This is a genomic window from Oscillibacter valericigenes (assembly GCF_016902445.1).
In the GTDB taxonomy this organism is placed as follows: Bacteria; Bacillota; Clostridia; order Oscillospirales; family Oscillospiraceae; genus Oscillibacter; species Oscillibacter avistercoris.
This window is the reverse complement of sequence record NZ_JACSNX010000006.1, coordinates 25,673-47,345: the sequence shown is the minus strand read 5'-3', so window position 1 is coordinate 47,345 and position 21,673 is coordinate 25,673. Positions and strand designations below refer to the sequence as shown.

General features: G+C 63.9%; 23 protein-coding genes. 17 read left to right on the top strand and 6 right to left on the bottom strand.

Translation table 11 applies throughout. The features are described from left to right. The first annotated feature begins 146 nt into the window (after positions 1–146). The 10 genes from H9X91_RS06405 (at position 147) to H9X91_RS06360 (ending at position 10,510) form a co-directional block, all read left to right on the top strand. Positions 147–461 carry a hypothetical protein gene (locus tag H9X91_RS06405; RefSeq protein WP_204803657.1) on the top strand — a complete coding sequence of 105 codons (315 nt, stop codon included), beginning with the start codon at positions 147–149 and terminating at the stop codon, positions 459–461. 1 nt (position 462) lies between these two features. Beyond that, complete coding sequence (locus H9X91_RS06400) at positions 463–2,400, top strand: V-type ATP synthase subunit I (RefSeq protein WP_204803655.1); 1,938 nt, start codon at positions 463–465, stop codon at positions 2,398–2,400. Position 2,401: 1 nt separating this feature from the next. Continuing rightward, positions 2,402–2,890 (top strand): V-type ATP synthase subunit K, encoded by a 489-nt coding sequence (locus tag H9X91_RS06395; protein WP_204803653.1) that lies wholly within the window; start codon positions 2,402–2,404, stop codon positions 2,888–2,890. 43 nt (positions 2,891–2,933) lie between these two features. Next, positions 2,934–3,620 carry a V-type ATP synthase subunit E gene (locus tag H9X91_RS06390; protein WP_204803651.1) on the top strand — a complete coding sequence of 229 codons (687 nt, stop codon included), beginning with the start codon at positions 2,934–2,936 and terminating at the stop codon, positions 3,618–3,620. Positions 3,621–3,633: 13 nt separating this feature from the next. Next, positions 3,634–4,644, top strand: a complete 1,011-nt coding sequence (locus tag H9X91_RS06385) for a V-type ATPase subunit (RefSeq protein WP_204803650.1) — start codon at positions 3,634–3,636, stop codon at positions 4,642–4,644. Between the two features lie 12 nt (positions 4,645–4,656). Beyond that, a complete protein-coding gene (locus H9X91_RS06380; RefSeq protein ID WP_204803649.1) occupies positions 4,657–4,977 on the top strand; it encodes a V-type ATP synthase subunit F in 321 nt (106 codons plus the stop codon). A 241-nt stretch (positions 4,978–5,218) separates the two neighbouring features. After that, positions 5,219–6,991 (top strand): V-type ATP synthase subunit A, encoded by a 1,773-nt coding sequence (locus H9X91_RS06375; RefSeq protein WP_204803648.1) that lies wholly within the window; start codon positions 5,219–5,221, stop codon positions 6,989–6,991. Continuing rightward, positions 6,988–8,370: a V-type ATP synthase subunit B gene (locus H9X91_RS06370; protein WP_204803647.1), complete on the top strand. Its 1,383-nt coding sequence runs from the start codon at positions 6,988–6,990 to the stop codon at positions 8,368–8,370. Before H9X91_RS06375 ends, H9X91_RS06370 begins: the two co-directional genes overlap by 4 nt. 160 nt (positions 8,371–8,530) lie before the next feature. Continuing rightward, positions 8,531–9,223 carry a V-type ATP synthase subunit D gene (locus H9X91_RS06365; RefSeq protein ID WP_204803646.1) on the top strand — a complete coding sequence of 231 codons (693 nt, stop codon included), beginning with the start codon at positions 8,531–8,533 and terminating at the stop codon, positions 9,221–9,223. 81 nt (positions 9,224–9,304) lie between these two features. Further along, complete coding sequence (locus H9X91_RS06360) at positions 9,305–10,510, top strand: FprA family A-type flavoprotein (RefSeq protein ID WP_204803645.1); 1,206 nt, start codon at positions 9,305–9,307, stop codon at positions 10,508–10,510. Between the two features lie 127 nt (positions 10,511–10,637). On the opposite strand, the gene asnA is transcribed toward H9X91_RS06360, so the two are convergent. The 6 genes from asnA to crcB all read right to left on the bottom strand — a co-directional run bounded on the left by asnA (position 10,638) and on the right by crcB (position 15,101). Continuing rightward, positions 10,638–11,645 carry an aspartate--ammonia ligase gene (asnA, locus tag H9X91_RS06355; protein WP_204803644.1) on the bottom strand — a complete coding sequence of 336 codons (1,008 nt, stop codon included), beginning with the start codon at positions 11,643–11,645 and terminating at the stop codon, positions 10,638–10,640. Positions 11,646–11,673: 28 nt separating this feature from the next. Then, positions 11,674–12,300, bottom strand: coding sequence for a stage II sporulation protein M (locus tag H9X91_RS06350; RefSeq protein ID WP_204803643.1), 627 nt, complete (start codon positions 12,298–12,300; stop codon positions 11,674–11,676). Beyond that, positions 12,297–13,787, bottom strand: coding sequence for a glutamate--tRNA ligase (gene gltX / locus H9X91_RS06345; protein WP_204803641.1), 1,491 nt, complete (start codon positions 13,785–13,787; stop codon positions 12,297–12,299). The genes H9X91_RS06350 and gltX overlap by 4 nt, the downstream gene beginning before the upstream one ends. 70 nt (positions 13,788–13,857) lie before the next feature. Continuing rightward, positions 13,858–14,334: a GNAT family N-acetyltransferase gene (locus tag H9X91_RS06340; RefSeq protein WP_338111953.1), complete on the bottom strand. Its 477-nt coding sequence runs from the start codon at positions 14,332–14,334 to the stop codon at positions 13,858–13,860. Between the two features lie 79 nt (positions 14,335–14,413). After that, positions 14,414–14,602, bottom strand: a complete 189-nt coding sequence (gene rpmB / locus H9X91_RS06335; protein ID WP_204803640.1) for a 50S ribosomal protein L28 — start codon at positions 14,600–14,602, stop codon at positions 14,414–14,416. Positions 14,603–14,735: 133 nt separating this feature from the next. Beyond that, positions 14,736–15,101: a fluoride efflux transporter CrcB gene (crcB, locus tag H9X91_RS06330; RefSeq protein WP_204803639.1), complete on the bottom strand. Its 366-nt coding sequence runs from the start codon at positions 15,099–15,101 to the stop codon at positions 14,736–14,738. Positions 15,102–15,432: 331 nt separating this feature from the next. Here crcB and hprK point away from each other — a divergent pair, with 331 nt between their 5' ends. The 7 genes from hprK to H9X91_RS06295 are packed head-to-tail and all read left to right on the top strand — an operon-like array spanning position 15,433 to position 21,628. Next, complete coding sequence (gene hprK, locus H9X91_RS06325; RefSeq protein WP_204803638.1) at positions 15,433–16,374, top strand: HPr(Ser) kinase/phosphatase; 942 nt, start codon at positions 15,433–15,435, stop codon at positions 16,372–16,374. Further along, a complete protein-coding gene (locus tag H9X91_RS06320) occupies positions 16,371–17,321 on the top strand; it encodes an ROK family protein (protein WP_243414457.1) in 951 nt (316 codons plus the stop codon). Before hprK ends, H9X91_RS06320 begins: the two co-directional genes overlap by 4 nt. 12 nt (positions 17,322–17,333) lie before the next feature. Then, complete coding sequence (gene murB / locus H9X91_RS06315) at positions 17,334–18,254, top strand: UDP-N-acetylmuramate dehydrogenase (RefSeq protein ID WP_204803637.1); 921 nt, start codon at positions 17,334–17,336, stop codon at positions 18,252–18,254. Positions 18,255–18,272: 18 nt separating this feature from the next. Then, positions 18,273–19,136, top strand: a complete 864-nt coding sequence (rapZ, locus tag H9X91_RS06310) for an RNase adapter RapZ (protein ID WP_204803636.1) — start codon at positions 18,273–18,275, stop codon at positions 19,134–19,136. Positions 19,137–19,139: 3 nt separating this feature from the next. Then, positions 19,140–20,198 carry a gluconeogenesis factor YvcK family protein gene (locus tag H9X91_RS06305; protein WP_204803635.1) on the top strand — a complete coding sequence of 353 codons (1,059 nt, stop codon included), beginning with the start codon at positions 19,140–19,142 and terminating at the stop codon, positions 20,196–20,198. Positions 20,199–20,240: 42 nt separating this feature from the next. After that, positions 20,241–21,140, top strand: coding sequence for a DNA-binding protein WhiA (gene whiA, locus H9X91_RS06300; RefSeq protein WP_204803633.1), 900 nt, complete (start codon positions 20,241–20,243; stop codon positions 21,138–21,140). Between the two features lie 41 nt (positions 21,141–21,181). Next, the gene (locus H9X91_RS06295) at positions 21,182–21,628 is read left to right on the top strand and encodes a C-GCAxxG-C-C family protein (protein WP_204803632.1); all 447 of its coding nucleotides are present in this window, start codon (positions 21,182–21,184) and stop codon (positions 21,626–21,628) included. Positions 21,629–21,673: the final 45 nt, after the last annotated feature.

Here is a 21,673-nt window from a genome sequence, read left to right as displayed (position 1 = left end):
TATACTAAAATTATCTTGAGAGACACCCACGCATTTCCGCCGGCCGGCCGAGAGGCGGGCCCACATTCCGGAGAACCTATTGACACGACCCCAGAGAGGACTGAAAAGCAAAGGGGATATTGCAGACGGAGAGAAGGTGAAGTGAAATGCCATTGGAAGTGATCGAGAACATCACACAGGTAGAGGCTGAAAACCGGGAGCGCAAGACAGCCGCAGAAGCAAAGGCGAAACAGATCATCGCCGACGCCCAGCGGGACGGTCTTGCGCTCTTACAGCAGACGCGGGCTGCGGCGGCGGACCGGGGCCGGGAGCTGCTCCGGCAGGCGGAGACCAGAGCAGAGGCCAAAGGGGACGAGATCAGCCGGGCCGCCCAGGCGGAGGGAGAGACCCTGCGCCGGGAGGCGGAGAGCCGGCTGGACGCGGCCGCCGATCTCATCGTCGGAAGGGTTGTGAAAGACTGACATGGCCATTGTGAAAATGAAAAGGCTCCGGGTAATCGCCATGGCTTCCTGCCGGGAAGAGCTGCTGCGGCAGCTTCAGAGGCTTGGGTGCGTGGAGATCCGGGAGCCGGAGAGCGCCGGAGCGGACTGGTCCGGTCTGCTGGAACGGGAGAGATCCCGTCTGGCGGAGACCCGGGCGGCTCTGGCGGATGTGAACGCCGCCCTGTCGGCCGTGAAGAAATACGCCGACGTGCGGGAGGGGCTGTTCCCTCAGCGGCAGGCGGTGACACAGACGGAGTTCCTCAGCGGCACGGCAGCAGACCGGGCCAGGGCCGCCAGCGCCCGGGTATCGGAGCTGGTGCAGACGGCGTCCCAGTTGCAGGCGGAGGAGGGGCGGCTGCTGGCAAAGCAGGCCTCCCTGGTGCCCTGGAAAGGACTGGACATGCCCCTGGAGCTGACAGGCACCGTTCACACGGCGTTTTTGCCCGGCGTCTGTCCTGCGGCGGCGGATCTCGGTGCCCTGCGGCAGGCACTGGGAGAGACTGCCTGTGAGCTGCTGGAGATCTCCACAGACAAGCAGCAGCGGTACTGCCTTCTCGTCTGCCACCGGGCAGAGGAGGCGCAGGCCCTGGACATTCTGCGGACCAGGGGATTCAGCGCGGTGTCCTTCCAGGGGCTCACCGGCACGCCGGCAGAAAATCTCCGCCGGCTGGAGGGCGAGCTGCAGGGGAACCGCGGGCGTCAGGCGGAAACTGCGGATGCCCTGCGGAAGAGCGGCGCAGACTGGGATACACTGCGGCTTTACGCGGACCGGCTGCGGTCCGACACTGCCCTGGAGGAGGGGAACGAAAACCTCCTCACGGACGGGACCATCCTCTTCTTTGAGGGGTGGGCTCCCGCAGACCGGCTGCAGGGCGTCGGGGCGCTGCTGGACCATCTGGGCTGTGCCTGGGAGGCGGAGGATCCAAAGGCGGACGAGTATCCGGACGTACCGGTTCGGCTGCGGAACAACTGGTTCTCCCGCCCGCTGAATATGGTGACGGACATGTATGCCCTGCCGGTGTACGGCAGTCTGGACCCCAACCCCCTGATGGCGCCGTTCTTCATCCTGTTTTACGGCATCATGATGGCGGACATGGGCTACGGTCTCCTGATGCTGGCCATGGGGCTGTTCCTGTGGAAGAAAAAGGTCCGTGGGACCATGGATTACATGGGCGGCCTGCTGGTGCTCTGCGGCATCAGCACCTTTGTGGTGGGGGCGCTCACCGGCGGATTCTTCGGGGACTTTCTCAGCCAGCTGGCCAAACTCATCGACCCGAAGAGCACCTTTGCCCTGCCGTACCTGTTCACCCCACTGACGGACACCATGGCCATCCTGATCGGCTCGCTGGTGCTGGGCTTTGTCCAGATCCTCACGGGCATGGTCATCAGCTTCGTGAAGAAGGCCCGGGACGGCCACATCATGGACGGCATCTGGGACGAGGGCACCTGGTGGGTGATTTTCCTGGGCGGCGGACTGGCGGTGCTGGGCATTGGAAATGTGGCCGGGTACCCGGCGGTGCTGATTTTGGGAATCCTGATGCTGATCATCGGCTCCAGCCGAAACGCCAAGGGCTTTGGAAAGGTCACGTCGGTGTTCGGCGCGGTGTACAACGGCGTCACCGGCTATTTCAGCGACATCATGTCCTACTCCCGGCTGATGGCCCTGATGCTGTCCGGCAGCATCATCGCCAGCGTGTTCAACCAGCTGGGCGCGGTGACGGGCAACGTGATCGCCTTCGTCATCATCTCCGCGCTGGGCAATGCTCTGAATTTTGCGCTGAATCTGCTGGGCTGCTACGTCCATGACCTGCGGCTCCAGTGTCTGGAATTCTTCAACCGGTTCTACGAGAGCGGCGGAAAGCCGTTCCGCCCCCTGGCATATCAAACCAACTATGTAGAGATTAAGGAGGAACATTGACATGTCTGCTTTTCTGGAACAATTCGGAGGCATCGGACTTGCGTTTCTGGGCGCTGCGTTGGCTGTGGGACTCTGCTGTGTGGGCTCCGCCCGCGGCACCGGCATGACCGGTGAGGCCGCCGCCGGCCTGCTGTCCACCGCACCGGAGCATTTCTCCAAGTGCCTGATCCTGCAGGTCATCCCCGGCACCCAGGGCCTGTACGGCCTGGTCATCTGGTTCTTTGCCCTGAACGTCATGGGCGCCTTCTCCGGCGGCATCCAGCCTCTGACCGTCACCCAGGGCCTGACCATTGCCGTGTCCTGCCTGCCCATGGCCATCGGAGGCTACCGGTCCGCCATCTATCAGGGACGTGTGGCGGCGGCATCTATCACCATCGCGGCCAAGCAGCCCAACGACTGGTCCAAGGGCATCATCCTCTGCGTCATCGTGGAGTTCTACGCCATCTTGTCCCTGCTGGCCTCTATCCTGCTGCTGATGAACGCTCTGTGACGGGCCATTCCACGGCACCAAGACGGAAAGGCGGTGACACGCGATGAATGGAATCGAAAAGATCACGGCGCGGATCGATGCGGACACCCAGGCGGAGATCGACCGCATCCTGGGGGACGCCCATGCGCAGGCGGAGGCCATTGCGGCCAAGTACCGCTCCCAGGCGGCGGCTGAAGACGCCGACCTGCTGGTCCGCAGCCAGAAGGCCGCGGCGGAGCGGGAGGAGCGCCTTGTCAGCGCGGCTCAGATGGAGGCCCGCAAGTCTCTGCTGACTGTGAAGCAGGAGATGGTGGAGCAGGCCTATCAGCGGGCACTGGAGAAGCTCCGCGCCCTGCCGAAGGAGCAGTATGTGGATCTGCTGGCGGCGATGCTGGTCCGTGCCTCCTCCACCGGGAAAGAAGAGGTCGTCTTTTCTCCGGAGGACAGGGAGGAAGCAGGAAGGGCTGCGGTGTCCCGGGCCAACGACCTGCTGGCCAGAGCGGCGGCACCGGAGCTGCCCCTGGGGGACGGTGCGGTGGCCAGCTTCCTGAACAAGGTAGCGGCTAATGTCAGCGCGTTTGCTCAGGGCACAGCCATGCTGACCCTATCGGAGGAGACCCGGCCCATGCAGGGCGGCTTCATCCTGAAAAACGGACGGATCGAGGTCAACTGCACCTTTGATGCCATGATCCGGTCCGAGCGGGAGCAGACTGCGGGAGCGGTGGCGAAGCTGCTGTTCCCGGAGACGTAAGGGGGGAGGCGGCTTGGCAAGGAAACAGACCATCCGGGACACGGACTATCTGGTGATCTCCACCCGGGTGAAATCGCTGGAGACCAGGCTTCTGACCGAAGAACGTCTGGAACAGATCCTGGAGGCCAAGACCGGTGAAGAGGCGGCAAAGCTCCTGCAGGAGTGGGGCTATCCCCAGCTGGATGCCGCACGGCCGGAGACCATGGATGCGGCGCTGGCCGCCGTCCGGGAGGATACCATGGCCGACCTGGCGGAGGGGATGCCGGACAAGCGGTATCTGGAGCTGTTCAAGATCAAATACGACTATCACAACGTCAAGGCCCTGCTGAAGGCGGAGGTCATGGGCGTCCCTGCGGACCACATGCTGATGGATATGGGACGGGTGCCCGCCGCCGATCTGGCGGAGGCCGTCCGGGAGCGGGAGCTGGAAAAGCTGCCGGAGCCTCTGGCCGCCGCTGTGGCGGAGGCTCGGCAGGTGCTGGAGACCACCCGGGATCCTCAGCTCAGCGACATCGTGCTGGACCGGGCTGCCTACCGGGATATGGCCGATCTGGCGGATGCCACCGGCAGCGCGTTCCTCCGGGGCTATGTGGCTGTGCAGATCGACGCGGTGAACCTGCGGACGGCTGTGCGGACGCTGCGGATGGGGAAGGGCACCGACTTTCTCCTGGGCGTGCTGCTGGAGGGGGGAGAGATCTCCCCGGACGCGGTGCTGAAAGCCGCCTCCGGCGGCGGGACCGGACTGCGGGATCTGTACGGTGCCACCCGGTTCCGCACCGCGGCGGAGGCAGGGGCTGATGCCCTGAGCGGCGGACCGCTGACAGAGTTTGAAAAGCGGTGTGACGACGCCCTGGGGGACTATCTGGCAGGTGCCCGGTACGTGCCCTTCGGCGAGGCTCCGCTGGTGGGGTACCTGGCAGCGCGGGAGACGGAGTACACGAATCTCCGCATCGTGCTGATGGGCCGGATGGCTGGGATCGACCCGGCTGTGATCCGGACCCGCCTGCGGGCGAGTTATCTGTAAGGAGGCGGCGAGATGGCAGTCACATATCGGATCGCCGCCGTCGGCGACTGGGAATCCGTCATGGGTTTCCGGGCCCTGGGGCTGGAGACGTACCCCGTCACGGCCCCGGAGGAGGCCCGTGAGACCATTCGGGAGCTGGCGAAGAGCGGCGACTGCGGCATCATCTACCTGACGGAGCAGCTGGCAAAGGATCTGCCGGATGTGCTGGATCGGTACAAGGACGAGCTGCGGCCCGCCATCATCCTGATCCCCGGCCGGGAGGGCTCCCTTGGCATCGGCATGGAAAACATCAAACGCTCCATTCAAAGAGCGGTGGGCGCGGATATTCTGTAAAGGGGGAGCAGGCTCCCCCCCTTACACCCCCAACCACCAGTGACATCGGTCACTGGTGTGTGCGTCCCAAGGACGCACGGGTCGGGGTATTTTCGGCAGGTACACGCCCTGCCGAAAATGATTGGAAATTCTTCTTCCGCCTGACGGCGGAAGAACCGGAAAAGCGGCGCTTTTCCTGGCCCTTTTCCCAAGTGGGCCGATTCCTTCTGGCGAAACTGGTTTGAAAGAAGGTTGAGCGAGTTTGAGCGGTAAGATCGTAAAGGTATCCGGACCGCTGGTGGTGGCCACGGGCCTGGCGGACGCCAATATGTCCGACGTGGTCCGTGTGGGCCCCCAGCATCTGATCGGCGAGATCCTGACTATGAAGGGGGACTCCGCCTCCATCCAGGTGTACGAGGAGACCTCCGGCCTGGGGCCGGGGGCGGAGGTGGTCACCACCGGCGCCCCCATGAGTGTGGAGCTGGGCCCCGGCATGATCGAGGGCATCTACGACGGCATCCAGCGGCCCCTGGAGAAGATCGTGGAGAAGGTGGGGGCCAACATCACCCGGGGCGTGGAGGTCCCCGCCCTGGACCGGGAGAAGCAGTGGGACTTCACCGCCGCGGTCACCCCCGGCACGAAGGTGGTGGGCGGCGACGTGATCGGCACCGTGCCGGAGACGCCGGTGGTGCTCCACAAGATCATGGTGCCCCCCAATCTGAGCGGCACCATCACGGAGATCCAGAGCGGCTCCTTCACCGTGGAGGAGACCGTGGCCACCCTCCGCACCGACAAGGGGGAGGACGTGCCCCTGACCATGGTGCAGAAGTGGCCGGTCCGGGTGGGGCGGCCCTATAAGCACAAGTATCCCCCCAAGCGGCCCCTGTGCTCCGGCCAGCGGGTCATCGACACCATGTTCCCCATCGCCAAGGGCGGTACCGCCGCCGTGCCCGGGCCCTTCGGCTCCGGCAAGACCGTGGTACAGCACCAGCTGGCCAAGTGGTCGGACGTGGACATCGTGGTCTACATCGGCTGCGGCGAGCGGGGGAACGAGATGACGGACGTGCTGCGGGAGTTCCCGGAGCTGAAGGACCCCCGCACCGGCGAGTCTCTGATGAAGCGGACGGTGCTGATCGCCAACACCTCCGATATGCCCGTGGCCGCCCGGGAGGCCAGCGTCTACACCGGCATCACCATCGCGGAGTACTTCCGGGACATGGGCTATGACGTGGCGGTCATCGCCGACTCCACCTCCCGCTGGGCGGAGGCCCTGCGGGAGATGTCCGGCCGGCTGGAGGAGATGCCCGGCGAGGAGGGCTATCCCGCCTACCTGGCCTCCCGCCTTGCCCAGTTCTATGAGCGGGCCGGCAGCGTGGCCTGCATCGGCTCCGACGACCGCCGGGGCAGCCTGACAGCCGTGGGCGCCGTGTCGCCGCCCGGCGGCGACCTGTCCGAGCCCGTGGCCCAGGCCACCATGCGGATCGTCAAGGTCTTCTGGGCGCTGGATTCGTCTCTCGCCTACAAGCGCCACTTCCCGGCCATCAACTGGCTGAACTCCTACTCCCTGTATCTGGACTCCCTGAAGCCCTGGTTCGACGAGAACCTGGGGCCGGAATTCCTGGAGGACCGCGGCAAGGCCATGAGCATCCTGCAGCAGGAGGCCAGCCTCAACGAGATCGTCCAGCTGGTGGGCAAGGACGCCCTGTCCCCGGCGGACCAGCTGACGCTGGAGACCGCCCGGATGGTGCGGGAGGACTTCCTGCAGCAGAACGCCTTCACGGACGTGGACGGCTATTCCAGCTATGACCGGCAGGAAAAGCTGCTGGCCATGATCCTGCGGTACGACCAGCTGTGCCGGGAGGCCATCGCCAAGGGCGCGGCCGTGGGCAAGCTCTTCGCCATCCCCGCCCGGGAGAAGCTGGGCCGGGCCAAGAGCGTGCCGGTGGAGGAATATCAGCAGGTCTATGAGCAGATCTCCGCCGAGATGGAGCAGGAGATTACTGCCATCGCGGAGGAAGGAGGGGAGGACGCATGATCCGGGAATACAGAACGGTCGAGGAGATCGCCAGCCCCCTGATGATCGTCCGCATGGTCGAGGGCGTCACCTATGACGAGCTGGTGGAGGTGGAGCTCCACGACGGCTCCGTCCGCCGGGGCCAGGTGCTGGAGGTCAACGGCGACACCGCCGTGGTCCAGCTGTTCGAGTCTGCCGCCGGCATCAACCTGGCCGACGCCAAGGTCCGCTTCCTGGGCCACCCCCTGCAGCTGGGCGTGTCCGCCGACATGCTGGGCAGGGTGTTCAACGGTATGGGCCGGCCCATCGACGGCGGGCCCGACATCCTGGCGGAGGAGTACCGGGACATCAACGGCCTGCCCATGAACCCGGCGGCCCGGGACTACCCCAACGAGTTCATTCAGACCGGCGTCAGCACCATCGACGGGCTGAACACCCTGGTCCGTGGGCAGAAGCTTCCCATCTTCTCCGGCTCCGGCCTGCCCCACGCCAATCTGGCGGCCCAGATCGCCCGGCAGGCCAAGGTGCTGGGGGACGACACCTCCAAGTTCGCCGTGGTGTTTGCCGCCATCGGCATCACCTTCGAGGAGTCGGAGTTCTTCGTCAGCGAGTTCAAGCGCACCGGCGCCATCGACCGGACGGTCATGTTCTCCAATCTGGCCAACGACCCGGCAGTGGAGCGCATCGCCACCCCCCGGATGGCCCTGACCGCCGCCGAGTATCTGGCCTTTGAGAAGGATATGCATGTACTGGTCATCATGACCGACATCACCAACTACGCCGAGGCCCTGCGGGAGGTCTCCGCCGCCAAGAAGGAGGTCCCCGGCAGGCGGGGCTTCCCAGGCTACCTGTACACGAACCTGGCCACCATCTACGAACGGGCGGGCCGTCAGCTGGGCAAGCCCGGCTCCATCACGCTGATCCCCATCCTTACCATGCCGGAGGATGACAAGACCCACCCCATCCCGGACCTGACGGGTTATATTACCGAGGGGCAGATCATCCTGAGCCGGGCGCTGTACCGCCAGGGCATCCACCCGCCGGTGGACGTGCTGCCGTCCCTGAGCCGTCTGAAGGATAAGGGCATCGGCAAGGGCAGGACCCGGGAGGATCACGCCGACACCATGAACCAGCTGTTCGCCGCCTACTCCACCGGCAAGGACAACAAGGAGCTGATGAGCATCCTGGGCGAGGCTGCCCTGACGCCCACGGACCTGCTGTACGCCAAATTCGCCGACGAGTTCGAGCGGCGGTATGTGAACCAGGGCTATGAGGAGAACCGTTCCATCGAGGAGACGCTGGACCTGGGCTGGGAGCTGCTGAGCATCCTGCCCAAGAGCGAGCTCAAACGCATCAAGCCGGAGTATATCGAAAAGTATTGGCCCCAAAAGGAGCAGTGAGCTCCTTCTGGGTACCCTTGGATTTTGAAGATCCTTGGGCACAGTGAATGTGCCCTTCGGCAAGGTTTTTGCCATTGGCAAAAACGCTTGGCACGGCGCAAAAGCGCCGCCCCGCTGATCGCGGGGCCCCGATGGGTACGGCTGGAAGGAAGTGATTGCTATGCCCAATATCACGGTCAACCCCACCCGGATGGAGCTCACCCGCCTGAAGGGGAAGCTGCGCACCGCCCAGCGGGGCCATAAATTGCTCAAAGACAAGCGGGACGAGCTGATGAAGCAGTTCCTGGACACGGTCCGGGAGGTCCGCGCCCTCCGGCAGGAGGTGGAGGAGGAGCTGATGACGGTCCACGGCGCCTTTACCGTGGCCTCCGCCCTGATGAGCTCCCAGGCCCTGGAGCAGGCTCTGCTGTACCCCAAGCAGAGCGTGAAGCTGACGCAGACCACCAAGAATATCATGTCGGTCAATGTGCCTGTGTATGACTTCCAGACCCAGACCCGGTCCGACGCGGACATCTACCCCTACGGCTTCGCCGCCACCTCCGGTGAGCTGGACACGGCGGTGGACGCTCTGGGAAAGGTGTTCCGAAAGATGCTGAAGCTGGCAGAGGTGGAGAAGGCTGCCCAGCTGATGGCGGAGGAGATCGAAAAGACCCGCCGCCGGGTGAACGCGCTGGAGTATGTGGTGATTCCCAACACCCAAGACTCCATCCGGTATATCACCATGAAGCTGGACGAGAACGACCGCGCCACCACTACCCGGTTGATGAAGGTGAAGGATATGCTGCTGCAGCAGTCCATCGAGGAGCAGAGAAAACGGGACGCGGAGGCCCTGGAGCAGTTCCGCAAGACTTGACGAAATGCGCAAAGCGGTGTAGGATATCAATGCTACACCGCTTTGCTGCGCTCTGCGCATTAGAAAGGAAGAAATCATACTATGCACTGCGTGACGAACATCCACGAGGACCTGTATTGGCTGGGAGCCTCTGACCGGCGGCTGGCCAAGTTTGAAAATGTATTCCCCATCCCCCGGGGCGTCAGCTACAACGCCTATCTGGTGCTGGATGAGAAGACCGTGCTGCTGGACACGGTGGATAAGGCCGTGGGAGAGCGGTTCTTTGAGAATCTGGAGTTTGCCCTGGCGGGACGGCCCCTGGACTACGTGATCGTGAACCATATGGAGCCGGACCACTGCGCCACTTTGGGCGAGCTGCTGCGCCGCTGGCCGGACGTTCAGGTGGTGGCCAACGCCAAGACCGTTCCCATGATCGGCCAGTTCTTTGACTGCGACATCTCCAGCCGCACCGTTGTGGTAAAGGAGGGGGATACGCTCACCACCGGCCGCCACACCTTCACGTTCCTGATGGCGCCCATGGTCCACTGGCCGGAGGTCATGGTGACCTATGACGCTGCCGACAAAGTCCTGTTTTCCGCTGATGCCTTCGGTACTTTCGGCGCCCTGAACGGCAACATCTTTGCCGATCAGGTGAACTTTGAGCGGGACTGGCTGGATGATGCCCGCCGGTATTATACCAACATTGTGGGCAAGTACGGTGCCCAGGTCCAGTCTCTGCTGAAGCGGGCCGCCGGACTGGACATCCAGATGATCTGCCCCCTCCATGGCCCCATCTGGAGGGAAAACATTGGCTGGTTCCTGGAGAAATACCAGCTGTGGAGCACCTACACCCCGGAGGACAGGGCCGTGGCCATCTTCTGCGGCTCCATCTATGGCCATACGGAAAATGCCGCCGAGATCCTGGCCTGCCGTCTGGCGGAGAAGGGCGTGCAGAACATCGCCCTGTACGATGTGTCCCACACCGATGTGTCCTACCTGGTCAGCGAGGCCTTCCGGTGCAGCCATCTGGTGCTGGCCTCCGCTACATACAACGGGGAGATCTACACCCCCATGGAGAACTTCCTGCGGGACCTGGCCTGCCACGGGCTGCGGAATCGCTCTGTGGCCCTGATTGAAAACGGAACTTGGGCTGCCCGCTCCGGCATGCTGATGACCAAGCTGCTGGAGGAAATGAAGGACATGCGGGTGATGGAGGGCACCGTGACGCTGAAGTCCTCCGTGAAGGAAGCCCAGCGCCGCAGCCTGGAGTGCCTGGCTGAGTCCATCGCTGACGAGCTGCGCCACTGAGCCTGACCAAAAAACAGCCCTGCCGGGGTCTCTCCGGCGGGGCTGCTCCTGTTTTTGGGGATTATCAAAGGAAAAAGCCGCCTGCTGTTTCTGCAGCAGGCGGCCTTTTCTGTATTGTATTTCTCCTTTACAGCAGCGTAACACCGGCCTCTTCACAGATCTTCAGCGTGTCCGCATCCCACAGGCTCACCTGCACCTCGCCGATATGGCAGGTGCCGATCAGCAGCATGCACAGCCGGGACTGGCCGATGCCGCCGCCGATGGATTGGGGCAGCTCCCCATTCAGCAGCATCTTGTGGAAGGGCAGCTCCCGGCGCTGGTTGCAGTTTGCCGCGGTCAGCTGACGGTCCAGAGCCGCGGCATCCACCCGGATACCCATGGAGGACAGCTCAAAGCTCCGCTCCAGCACGGGATTCCACATGAGGATGTCGCCGTTCAGCTCCCAGTCGTCATAGTCCGGAGCCCGGCCGTCGTGGCGCTGGCCGGAGGCCAGGGTCTTGCCGATCTGCATCAGGAACACAGTCCGGTGCTTGCGGCAGATCTCCCGCTCCCGCTCGTTGGGGGTCAGGTCGGGAAAGCGGTCCTCCAGCTCCTGGGTGGTGATGAAATACACGTCCCGGTCCGGCTTGAAGGTCAGGACAGGGAAGGCGTTGCGCAGAGCGGCGGAGGTGTCGCAGATGGCCCCCACGATGTCCCGCACAGTTTCCTTTAAGTACAGCAAATTCCGGTCCTTGGGAGAGATATGCTTTTCCCAGTCCCACTGATCCACGTAGATGGAGTGAAGGTTGTCCACCTCCTCATCCCGGCGGATGGCGTTCATGTTGGTGTAGAGGCCGGTGCCCTCCGGGAACTCGTACCGCTTCAGGGCCAGGCGCTTCCACTTGGCCAGGGAGTGGACCACCTGCCCGTCGGTGCCCACGTCGGGAATGTCGAAGGAGACAGGGCGTTCCACGCCGTTGAGGTCGTCGTTCAGGCCGGTGCGGCCGTCCACGAACAGAGGGGCGGACACCCGGTGGAGGTTCAGCCGCACGCACAGGCTGTGCTGGAACTCCTGATGGATCAGTTCGATGGCCCGCTGCAGCTCGTTGTTGCTGAGGGGCATCCGGTAGCCGGAGGGAATGGTGGTTTTACTCATGGTCGGAAGTCCTTTCTGTGGATCAAAATTAGAGGAACAGACCCATGACGAGAGGCGTCACATAGGCCTCTGTCACAGCGGCAAGAATCAGAAGGGGCAGCACCAGGAACACCAGCAGCCGCATGCTCAGGGATGCGCAGCGGCGCAGGGAGAGAGCGGTGCTGTCGCCCCGGACCCGGCGGGTCAGATGCCCGCAGACATACAGGCCCATGGAAAAGGACAGGATCAGTGCCGGCAGCTCAAAAATGCCGTGGGGCAGGAGTCCGGCGGCAAACAGCAGCATGGTGGAGTCCGCTGCGGCGTAGACAGCGGCCATGCCGCCCAGCACCACAGCGTTCATCCCCAGCGCCAGGGCGGGCATGCGGACATAGGGGATCAGCCCGTAGAGCATGGTGACCACACAGGCCCGCAGATTGTTGAGGAACAGCGCCAAAGGGGAGAGGGCTCCCGTCTCATCCGTCAGGTCCATGTCCTGATAAAAACCCTGCAGATAGGCGGAGAGGCCGAGCCGAACCTCCGGTACCGCCAGGCACACGCCGAAGGCCAGAAGAATCAGCACGAAAAAGGCAATGACGGAGCGCCGGACCTCACCCTCATACCCGTTCCGCCAGGCCTGGAGGACGGGAGAGAACTGCGCCAGGAGAAACCGTCTCATGCCCGGAGCTTGTCCAGTCCCAGCCGCAGACGGCGCAGGGTCTCATCCTTGCCCAGAATGTGGCAGATCTCCACGGCGCCGCCGGGAGTCACCAGCTTGCCGGCCGCGGCGATCCGCACCGGCCACATGAGGGTGGCGTTCTTCACGCCCAATTGTTCCGCCAGGGCGATCAGCGTGTCATGGACGGCATCCTGGGTCCAGTCGCCGATGCCCTCCAGGGCGGGGATGGCGGCCTCCAGCATGGCCTGAGAGACTTCGGGATTTGTCTTCGACTTCTTGTTGGTGAAGAAGTCCACGCCGTAGTCGGGCAGCGCATCGAAAAAGTCCACCTTCTCGGGGATCTCCGTCAGCTTCTCGCACCGGGCCTGCAGCAGGGCGGCCACGGCATGCACATCGATGGCGGGGTTCTTCACAGCCTGACGGATATAGGGCTCTGCGGCCTTTGCGAACGCCTCCGGTGCCATGGCGCGGAGATACGTGGCGTTGAAATAGGTGAGCTTGTCGATGTCGAAAATGGCGGGAGACTTGGAGATGCCGGCGATATCGAAGGCGGCCACCAGCTCGTCCAGGGAGAAGATCTCCTGTTCGCTGCGCTCGCCCTTGGGGGCCCAGCCCAGCAGGGCCACGTAGTTCAGAATGGCCTCCGTCAGATAGCCCTGAGCCTTCAGGTCCTCATAGGAGGGGTCACCGTGGCGCTTGGACATCTTGTTGTGCTGGTCCCGCATGACGGGGGAGCAGTGGACGTAGGTGGGGATCTCCCAGCCAAAGGCCTCATACAGCAGGTTGTACTTGGGGGCGGAGGAGAGGTACTCGCTGCCCCGGACCACGTGGGTGATGCCCATCAGGTGGTCGTCCACCACGTTGGCGAAGTTGTAGGTAGGCAGGCCGTCCCGCTTCAGCAGCACCTGGTCGTCCAGCGTCTTGTTCTCCACGGTGATGTCGCCGAAGGACACGTCGTGGAAAGTGGTGACGCCCTCGTGGGGGATCTTCTGCCGGATGACATAGGGCTCTCCGGCCTCCACCCGGCGGAGGGCTTCGGCGGGATCCAGCTCCCGGCAGGGGTCGTCCGCCCGATCGAAGTCTCCGGCGTCCTCCTCAGACTCGGACTTCTCACAGAAGCAGTAGTAAGCGGCGCCCTTCTCCACCAGCAGATGGGCGTAGGGCTGATACAGGTCCCGGCGCTCCGACTGAATATAGGGGCCCACGGGGCCGCCCACGTCCGGGCCCTCATCGTGGGTGAGGCCGCACTCCGCCATGGTGCGGTAGATCACGTCCGTGGCGCCCTCCACCAGACGGCCCTGGTCCGTGTCCTCGATCCGCAGGATGAACGTTCCGCCCGCGTGGCGGGCGATGAGCCAGGTATACAGCGCCGTGCGCAGATTGCCCACGTGCATATAGCCGGTGGGAGAGGGGGCGAACCGGGTACGGACCTTGCCCTTGGGGATTCGGGCCTCCATCTCCTGGAAAAAGCTCTGATCCAAAGCCATGCAAATACCTCCATATCGGGTAAATTACAGAAAATAACAACGTACATTATCCCCTGAAACCCCTGGAATGTCAAGGGCCGATTGTATCCGGCGGCAGGGTGGGGGTGGTGTACATCCGCTCTTGGGTGCGGTCGTCTCCGGTGACCATGGTCAGGAAGGCCCAGCCGTACTGCTCATAAAAGGACGTGTGGTCCGTCACCAGATACAGACGGGGAATGCCCATGGCCCCCAGGTCCCGGCGGATGAAGTCCAGCAGCCGGCCGGCGAGGCCCCGGCACCGCCAGTCCGGCTCCACGAACAGGGCGCAGAGATTGGGCGTCAGATCCGGCCGGTCGTGGAAGTCGTTTTCAATGACGCCGGCCCCGGCGATCAGGCGGCCGCCGTCCGCGATCACATACCATTGGGGGACGGGGGAGAGGCAGCGGAGACACCGCGCGATGCTCTCCCGGTACTCCGCCTCCGGGATGCCCCAGCAGCGGCTGAACCAGCCGGCGGCCTGCTCCGCCAGAGCGGGCATGTTCCGCAGGGGGAGGATAGGGTGCTCCACGACAGGTCAGCTCCTTTCTGAAACCGGGCGGGCAATAAAAAATCCCGAACCGGGTGGTTCGGGATTTCGTTTGTCCAAGTCAGACCGCTCTGGTGACCTTACCGGAACGCAGACACCGGGTACAAACATACACATGGCGGGGAGATCCGTTGACGATCGCCTTCACACGCTTCACATTGGGCTTCCAAGTCCGATTGGAACGCCGATGAGAGTGGGAGACCTTGATGCCGAACGTAACGCCCTTATCGCAGAACTCGCACTTAGCCATCCGTTGCACCTCCTTGCCGTTGCGTACTCCGTGCCTTTCACAGGCACAACTGGTATCATAGCAGAAACAGAAGAAAAATGCAAGTAAAATTTTCAAAAAAACGAAGGTTTTTTCGAATGGCCCGCCAGGGCGGTCAGCGGACCAAAGCGGCTCCGGCAAAGACCGCCAGCACACCCAGTGTCAGGCTGGCCAAAGCATAGAGCAGGGCCGCAGCCGGGTGGCCGCCTTGCAGCAGGTCTCCGGTCTCCAGCGCAAAGGAGGAGAACGTGGTGAAGCCGCCGCAGACTCCGGCTTTGAGGAACAGCACCAGCCTGGGATCCAGATCTGCCCGCTTCACCGCCAGGGCTGTGATGGCCCCGATGACAAAGGCTCCGAAAAGATTGATGGCAAAGGTCCGGATGGGAAAGGCCCAGTCCCGGCCCAGGGGCAGCAGCCCCATCAGATACCGGCAGACGGAGCCCACGAAGCCCCCGAGGCCGACGGCGAGACAGTTCAGCATTGCAATACCACCTTTGCAGCAGAGTTGCGCGTGGAGATAAGAGATCAAAGATCAGGGATAAAAGATATTTCCGGTGCGGGGATCTCTTATCTTTTATCTGTTCACTTGTATCTGTCCGCGCTGCCCCATATCCTACCACATCCGGCCTTCCCTGGCAAGGGCTGGGGGAAAGCGGCGGCTGGGTGTTGCGCAAACGGTTCGATTCATATATAATATAGATACTTCCGCGCCCTATGCGGGCGCTGCGATTTCATCCACTGCGCCGGGCGTGCGCCCGGGCTGCGAGAATACGGCACCGGACACCGGCTGCCGGAAGAAATGGGGAGACGATATGCAAGAACACGGCCTGAAAATTTCGGAGCTGGTGGCCCTCTTCGATCTGGAGGTGCTGAACAGGGGCAGCGACTATGACACGGCGCTGCTGACCATCACGGACGTGAACCGGCCCGGCCTGCAGTTCCATAATTTTTACGACTACTTTGACCCCCGCCGGCTCCAGGTGCTGGGCAAGGCGGAGATCACCTATCTGGGGGGCCTGACGGCAGAGCAGCGGCGCAAGTGCTTTGACGATCTGTTTCTCTACGACATTCCGGCCCTGGTGATCTCCCGGGGCCTGGAGTGCTTCCCTGAGTGCCTGGAGAGCGCTCAGGGCCATGAACGCACTCTGCTGCGCACCCAGGAGACCACAGTGGAGTTTACCAGCCACACGATCGAATATCTGAACCGGGTGCTGGCTCCCTGCGTCACCCGCCACGGCGTGCTGCTGGACATCGCCGGCGAGGGTGTGATGATCACCGGAGACTCCGGCATCGGCAAGAGCGAATCTGCCATCGAGCTCATCATGCGGGGCCACCGGCTGGTGGCGGACGATGCGGTGGAGATCCGCCGCATTTCAAACCAGCTGATCGGCACCGCGCCGGAGGTGATCCGCCACTATATCGAGCTGCGCGGCATCGGCGTCATCGATGTGCGGCAGCTGTTCGGCATGAGCGCCATCATGGAGGAATCCCAGATCGACCTGGTGGTCCAGTTCGAACAGTGGGACGAGACGAAGATCTATGACCGCCTGGGGCTGGAGGATCACCACATCGACATCATGGGCGTGGAGGTCCCCTGTGTCACCATCCCTGTGCGTCCGGGCCGGAACCTGGCCAGCATCGTGGAAGTGGCCGCCATGAACAACCGCCACCGGCGCTATGGCTTCAACGCCGCCCAGGAGCTGGCCCAGCGGGTGGATATGCGGGCGGACATGGGCAGCCGGAGGCAGAAATGAGCGGCCTGTTTATCGGCATCGATGTGGGCGGCACCAACCTGAAGGCCGGCGTGACGGATGAGGCAGGCCGCCTGCTGGCTTCCGCGCATCGTCCGCTGAAATTCCGGGGGGCGGAGACCTTCGCAGCGGATCTGGCGGCTTTGGCTGCGGAAGTGCTGCAGGCCGCCGGCGGAACGTGCCAGGATGTGGTCTCCGTTGGCATCGGCCTGCCGGGGGCCGTCTCCGGCGGCGAGGTGCTGTTTACCCCCAATATCCCCCTGGCCCATGTGCCCCTTGCGGAGCTCTTCCGCAGCCATATGGATGTGCCGGTGCTGCTTGGCAACGACGCAGACTGCGCCGCCGTGGGGGAGTACTTCCAGGGCGCGGGCCGGGGCGTCCGGGACTTTGTGGTGCTGACCCTGGGCACCGGCATCGGGGCCGGCATCATTCTGGACGGCCGCCTGCGGGGCGGCGAGGCCTCCAGCGAGGCGGGGCACATGGTGCTCCGCGCCGGCGGAGAGCCCTGCCCCTGCGGCCGCAGGGGCTGCTGGGAGCAGTATGCTGCCGCCCCGGCGCTGATCCGCCGGACCAGGGCTGCCATGAAGGCGCACCCCGAGAGCCTGCTCCACCGTCTGGCGGCGGAGCAGGGCACCGTGGATGGCCGAACGCCCTTCCTGGCGGCGGAAGCCGGGGACGAGACGGCCCTGACCGTGTGCCGGGACTATGTGGAGAATCTGGCGGAGGGGACCGCCAACCTCATCAATCTCCTGCGGCCGGAGGCGGTGGCCTTCGGGGGCGGCGTGGCCGGTGCGCCGGAGGCGCTGCTGCTGGAACCCCTGCGGCATCGGGTGGGAGAGCTGTGCTACAGCCGCCACGGCGGCCGGTCCGCCCGGATCCTGCGGGCAGAGCTGGGCAACGATGCCGGCATCATCGGCGCGGCACTGCTGTGCCGGGCAACTTCAACATGAGGAGGTCCAGGAATGGACTGGTGGACTGATTTGGACAAATGGACGGCGGAGTATCTGCCGGATCTGCGAGTGGCGTGTGATGAGCCCATGAGCCGCCATACCTCCTTCCGCATCGGCGGCCCTGCCCGGCGGATGGCCTTCCCGGAGCGGGGGGAGCAGCTGGTGCTGCTGCTGGACCATGCCGTAGCCTGCGGCGCCCGGCCCCTGGTCATCGGCAACGGCACCAATCTGCTGTGTCCGGATGCGGGCCTGGACCGGCTGGTGGTCGATACCTCCGCCGCGCTGAATCGCGTGGAGGCGGGGGAGACAGCGGATGAGGCGACGGCAGAGGCCGGAGCATCCCTGGCACGGGTGGCGGATTTCGCCTGCCGGCAGGGACTGGCGGGGCTGGAGTTCGCCCACGGCATCCCCGGCACGGTGGGCGGCGCAGTGTGCATGAACGCCGGCGCCTACGGCGGGGAGATGGCCCAGGTGATCCGGTCCGTGACGCTGCTGCTGCCGGAGGCGGGTATCCGGACCCTCTCCGGATCGGAGATGGCCTTCGGTTACCGCCGCAGCTTCCTGACGGACCACCCGGACGCGGTGGTGCTGCGGGCGGTATTCCGGCTCTCACCCGGAGACCCGGCGGCTATCCGGGACCGGATGCGGGAGCTGCTGGAAAAGCGCAGAACCAGCCAGCCGCTGGAATTCCCCAGCGCCGGCAGCACCTTCAAGCGGCCGGAGGGATACTTCGCCGGGACGCTGATCGACCAGTGCGGTCTGAAAGGGCTGACGGTGGGCGGCGCCCAGGTCAGCGAGAAGCACGCGGGCTTTGTCATCAACCGGGGCGGGGCCACCTGCGCCGACGTGACAGCGCTGATCCGGCAGATCCAGGATCGGGTGCTTGACATGACCGGCGTCCGTCTGGAACCGGAAGTGAAGATCATCGACTGAGAAGGGACGGTGTGGGACATGGAGATCCTCATCATCTCCGGCCTCTCCGGGGCCGGGAAGAGCAAGGCGGCCTCCTTTTTGGAGGACATGGGCTTCTATATCGTGGACAACATGCCCGCCGCCATGATTTTGAAATTTGCGGAATTCTGTGCCGGGGGCAACGGCCGGTACGACCGGGTGGCCCTGGTGTACGATGTGCGGACCGCCAGCTCCTTCACGGAGCTGTTCGATGTGCTGGATAAGCTGAAGGCCATGGATGCCGTGTGCCGGATGCTGTTTTTGGAGGCCTCCCCGGAGACCATCATCAAGCGGTACAAGGAGACCCGCCGCCGCCATCCCTTGGCGGCCGGTGCCGATTCCCTGGAGGATGCAGTGGAGAAGGAGCTGGCGCTGATGGCCCCTGTCAAGGAGCGGGCGGACTTCGTCATCGACACCTCCCGGCTCTCTACTGCCCAGCTGCGGGGCGAACTGCTGCGCCTGTTTGATCAGGAAGGGGAGAAGGGGGGCATGACGGTCAGCGTTCTCTCCTTCGGATTCAAATACGGCCTTCCTATGGAGGCGGACCTGGTGTTTGATGTGCGGTTCATGCCCAACCCGTTTTACATTGAGGACCTGCGGCATCAGACGGGGCTGGACAAGGCAGTGGCGGACTACGTGTTCCACTTCCCCCAGACCCAGGATTACATGAAGCGGCTGGAGGACCTGCTGGCCTTCTCCCTGCCTCTGTATGCAGAGGAGGGGAAGACCTCTCTTACCATCGCCGTGGGCTGCACGGGAGGACATCACCGCTCTGTGGCGGTGACTCACGCTCTTGCGGGCTTTATCCGGGAACAGGGCTATCAGGCGCTGGAAAATCACCGGGACATGATGCGGGGAGGCTGAGAGGTGAAAGAGCAGGAATACCGCGTCCCCCGGGTGCACGGTCCCAGGGTGGCTGTCATCGGCGGCGGCCATGGCCTGTCCACCATGCTGCGGGGACTGAAGCAATATACGGAAAATCTCTCCGCCATTGTCACGGTGGCGGATGATGGCGGCGGCTCCGGTATGCTGCGCCAGGACTTGGGGATGCCCCCGCCGGGGGACATCCGCAACTGCATGGAGGCCCTGGCCAACACGGAGCCGGTAATGCGGGAGCTGCTCCACTACCGCTTTACGGAGGGGTCCCTGGCGGGACAGAGCTTCGGCAATCTGTTCCTGGCGGCACTGAACGGCATTTCGCCGTCCTTCGATGTGGCGGTGCGCCGCATGAGCCAGGTCCTGGCCATTACCGGCCGGGTGCTGCCGGTGACCACAGCGGACGTGAAGCTGGAGGCGGAATTCGAAAACGGCGCCACAGTGGTTGGGGAGTCCAAGATCTTTTACTGCAAGAAGCAGGAGGACTGCCGCATCCGCCAGGTGCGGCTGATCCCGGAGGACTCCCGCGCCCTGCCGGAGGCCCTCTCCGCCATCGCGGAGGCGGACATGATCGTCCTGGGTCCCGGGAGCCTGTATACCAGCATCATCCCCAATCTGCTGGTGGGGGGGATCGTGGAGGCGATCTGTGCCTCCGATGCGCTGAAGGTCTATGTGTGCAACGTGATGACGCAGGAGGGAGAGACGGAGGGCTATACCGTCTCCGACCACATCGCTGCTATTTTTGCCCACTCAGTGCCGGGGCTGTTCGGCCTGTGCCTGACCAACTCCTCTCCCATCCCGAAAGCGGTGGCCGCACGGTATGCGGAGGAGGGGGCAGAGCGCATCCGCTGTGACCGGGCCGCCTGCGAGGCTCTGGGCGTGGAGGTCGTGGAGCGGCCGGTGGCCACGGTGGAGAATGGCTTTGTCCGCCATCACCCGGACGATCTGGCCCGGGAGCTGATCCTGCTCCACGCAGAGCGGAGCGTCCGCATCGCCGGCGCCCGGTTCAGCCCTCAGAGAGATCCCTACCGCATGGAGGACCGGAAGTGAGGATCCGCCATGCGGAAAGACCCATGTTGAAGGAGACCCCCTATGTCCTTTTCCTTTGAAGCGAAAAACGAGTTGTGCCGCCTGCCGGTGCAGAAGCTCTGCTGCGCACGGGCGGAGGCCTACGGCATCCTGCTGTACTGCAACACCTTCAGCGCCGGCGAGGTGCGGATCATCACCGGCAATCCCGCCCTGGCCGGCCGTCTGCCCAAGCTGTTCCAGCGTGCCTTCAGCATCCGGTTTGACCGGACGCCGGAGGCGGGGGAGACCGGAAAGCTGGTGTTCCAGATCACCGACGAGGCCAAGATCCGCCGGATCGTGGACCTGCTGGGCTTCAGCCCGGAGCAGAACCTGGCCCTCCACATCAACTTCGGACTGCTGGAGGAGGACTGCTGCCGGGCATCCTTTCTGCGGGGGGTGTTTTTTGCCGGCGGCAGCGTTACAGACCCCGCCAAGCGCTACCATCTGGAACTGGCCACCTCCCATCTGCAGGTGAGCCGGGAGCTGGAAGTGCTGCTGCGGGAGTGCGGCTATCCTCCCAAGAGCGTCACCCGCAACGGCAGCTGCATCACCTATTTCAAACAGAGCGACCAGATCGAAGACTTTCTCACCCTCATCGGCGCTCCGGTGGCGGCTATGAGCGTCATGTCCGCCAAGCTGGAGAAGGATCTGCGCAACAGCGTCAACCGCCGCCTCAACTGCGACAGCGCCAACCTGGACAAGGCGGTGGAGGCAGCCCAGGAGCAGCTGGAGGCTATCCGGCGTCTCCGGGAGGCAGGGCTGCTGGAGCAGCTGCCGGAGAAGCTGCAGGTGACGGCCTCTCTGCGGCTGGAGAATCCGGAGCTGACCCTCAGTGAGCTGGCGGAGGAATTCGATCCGCCGGTGACAAAGTCCTGCCTGAACCACCGACTGCGGAAGCTCCTGCAGCTGTCAAAAGAATTGTAATGTAAAAATACTTTATAGATATTGAAAAATGGAGGAATATTATGGATCGTTGTGCATTGGCATTCAACTATCGCAAGGAAAAATACAACTGTGCCCAGGCGGTGGCGGCCCCCTTCGCGGATTTGCTGGGGACGACACCGGATGAGCTGGCGGCAGCCATGAGCGGATTCGGCGGCGGCATGGGCGGCTGTCACGAAGAGGTCTGCGGCGCCGTCAGCGGCGGTGTCTATGTGCTCAGCCGGCTGCATGCTGATCCGGCGGATCGGGGCGGGCACAAGACGGTCTATCCCAAGGCAAAGGAGTTCCGCCGCCGGTTCCAGGAGGTGTTTGGTCACACTCGCTGCGGGGACCTGCGGACTGTCGCCCCCGGCGCCACGGAGGCCACGCCCGCCGCTTTCCGGCTGGGGGCCCATAGCCACTGCGACATCATGGTGGTCACGGCAGTGGAGATCCTGGAACAAATGCTGGCGGAGGCGGGAGAAAGATGAACCCGCCGGAGGGCGGGTGAGCCAATATTCGAATAGATTTTTCAG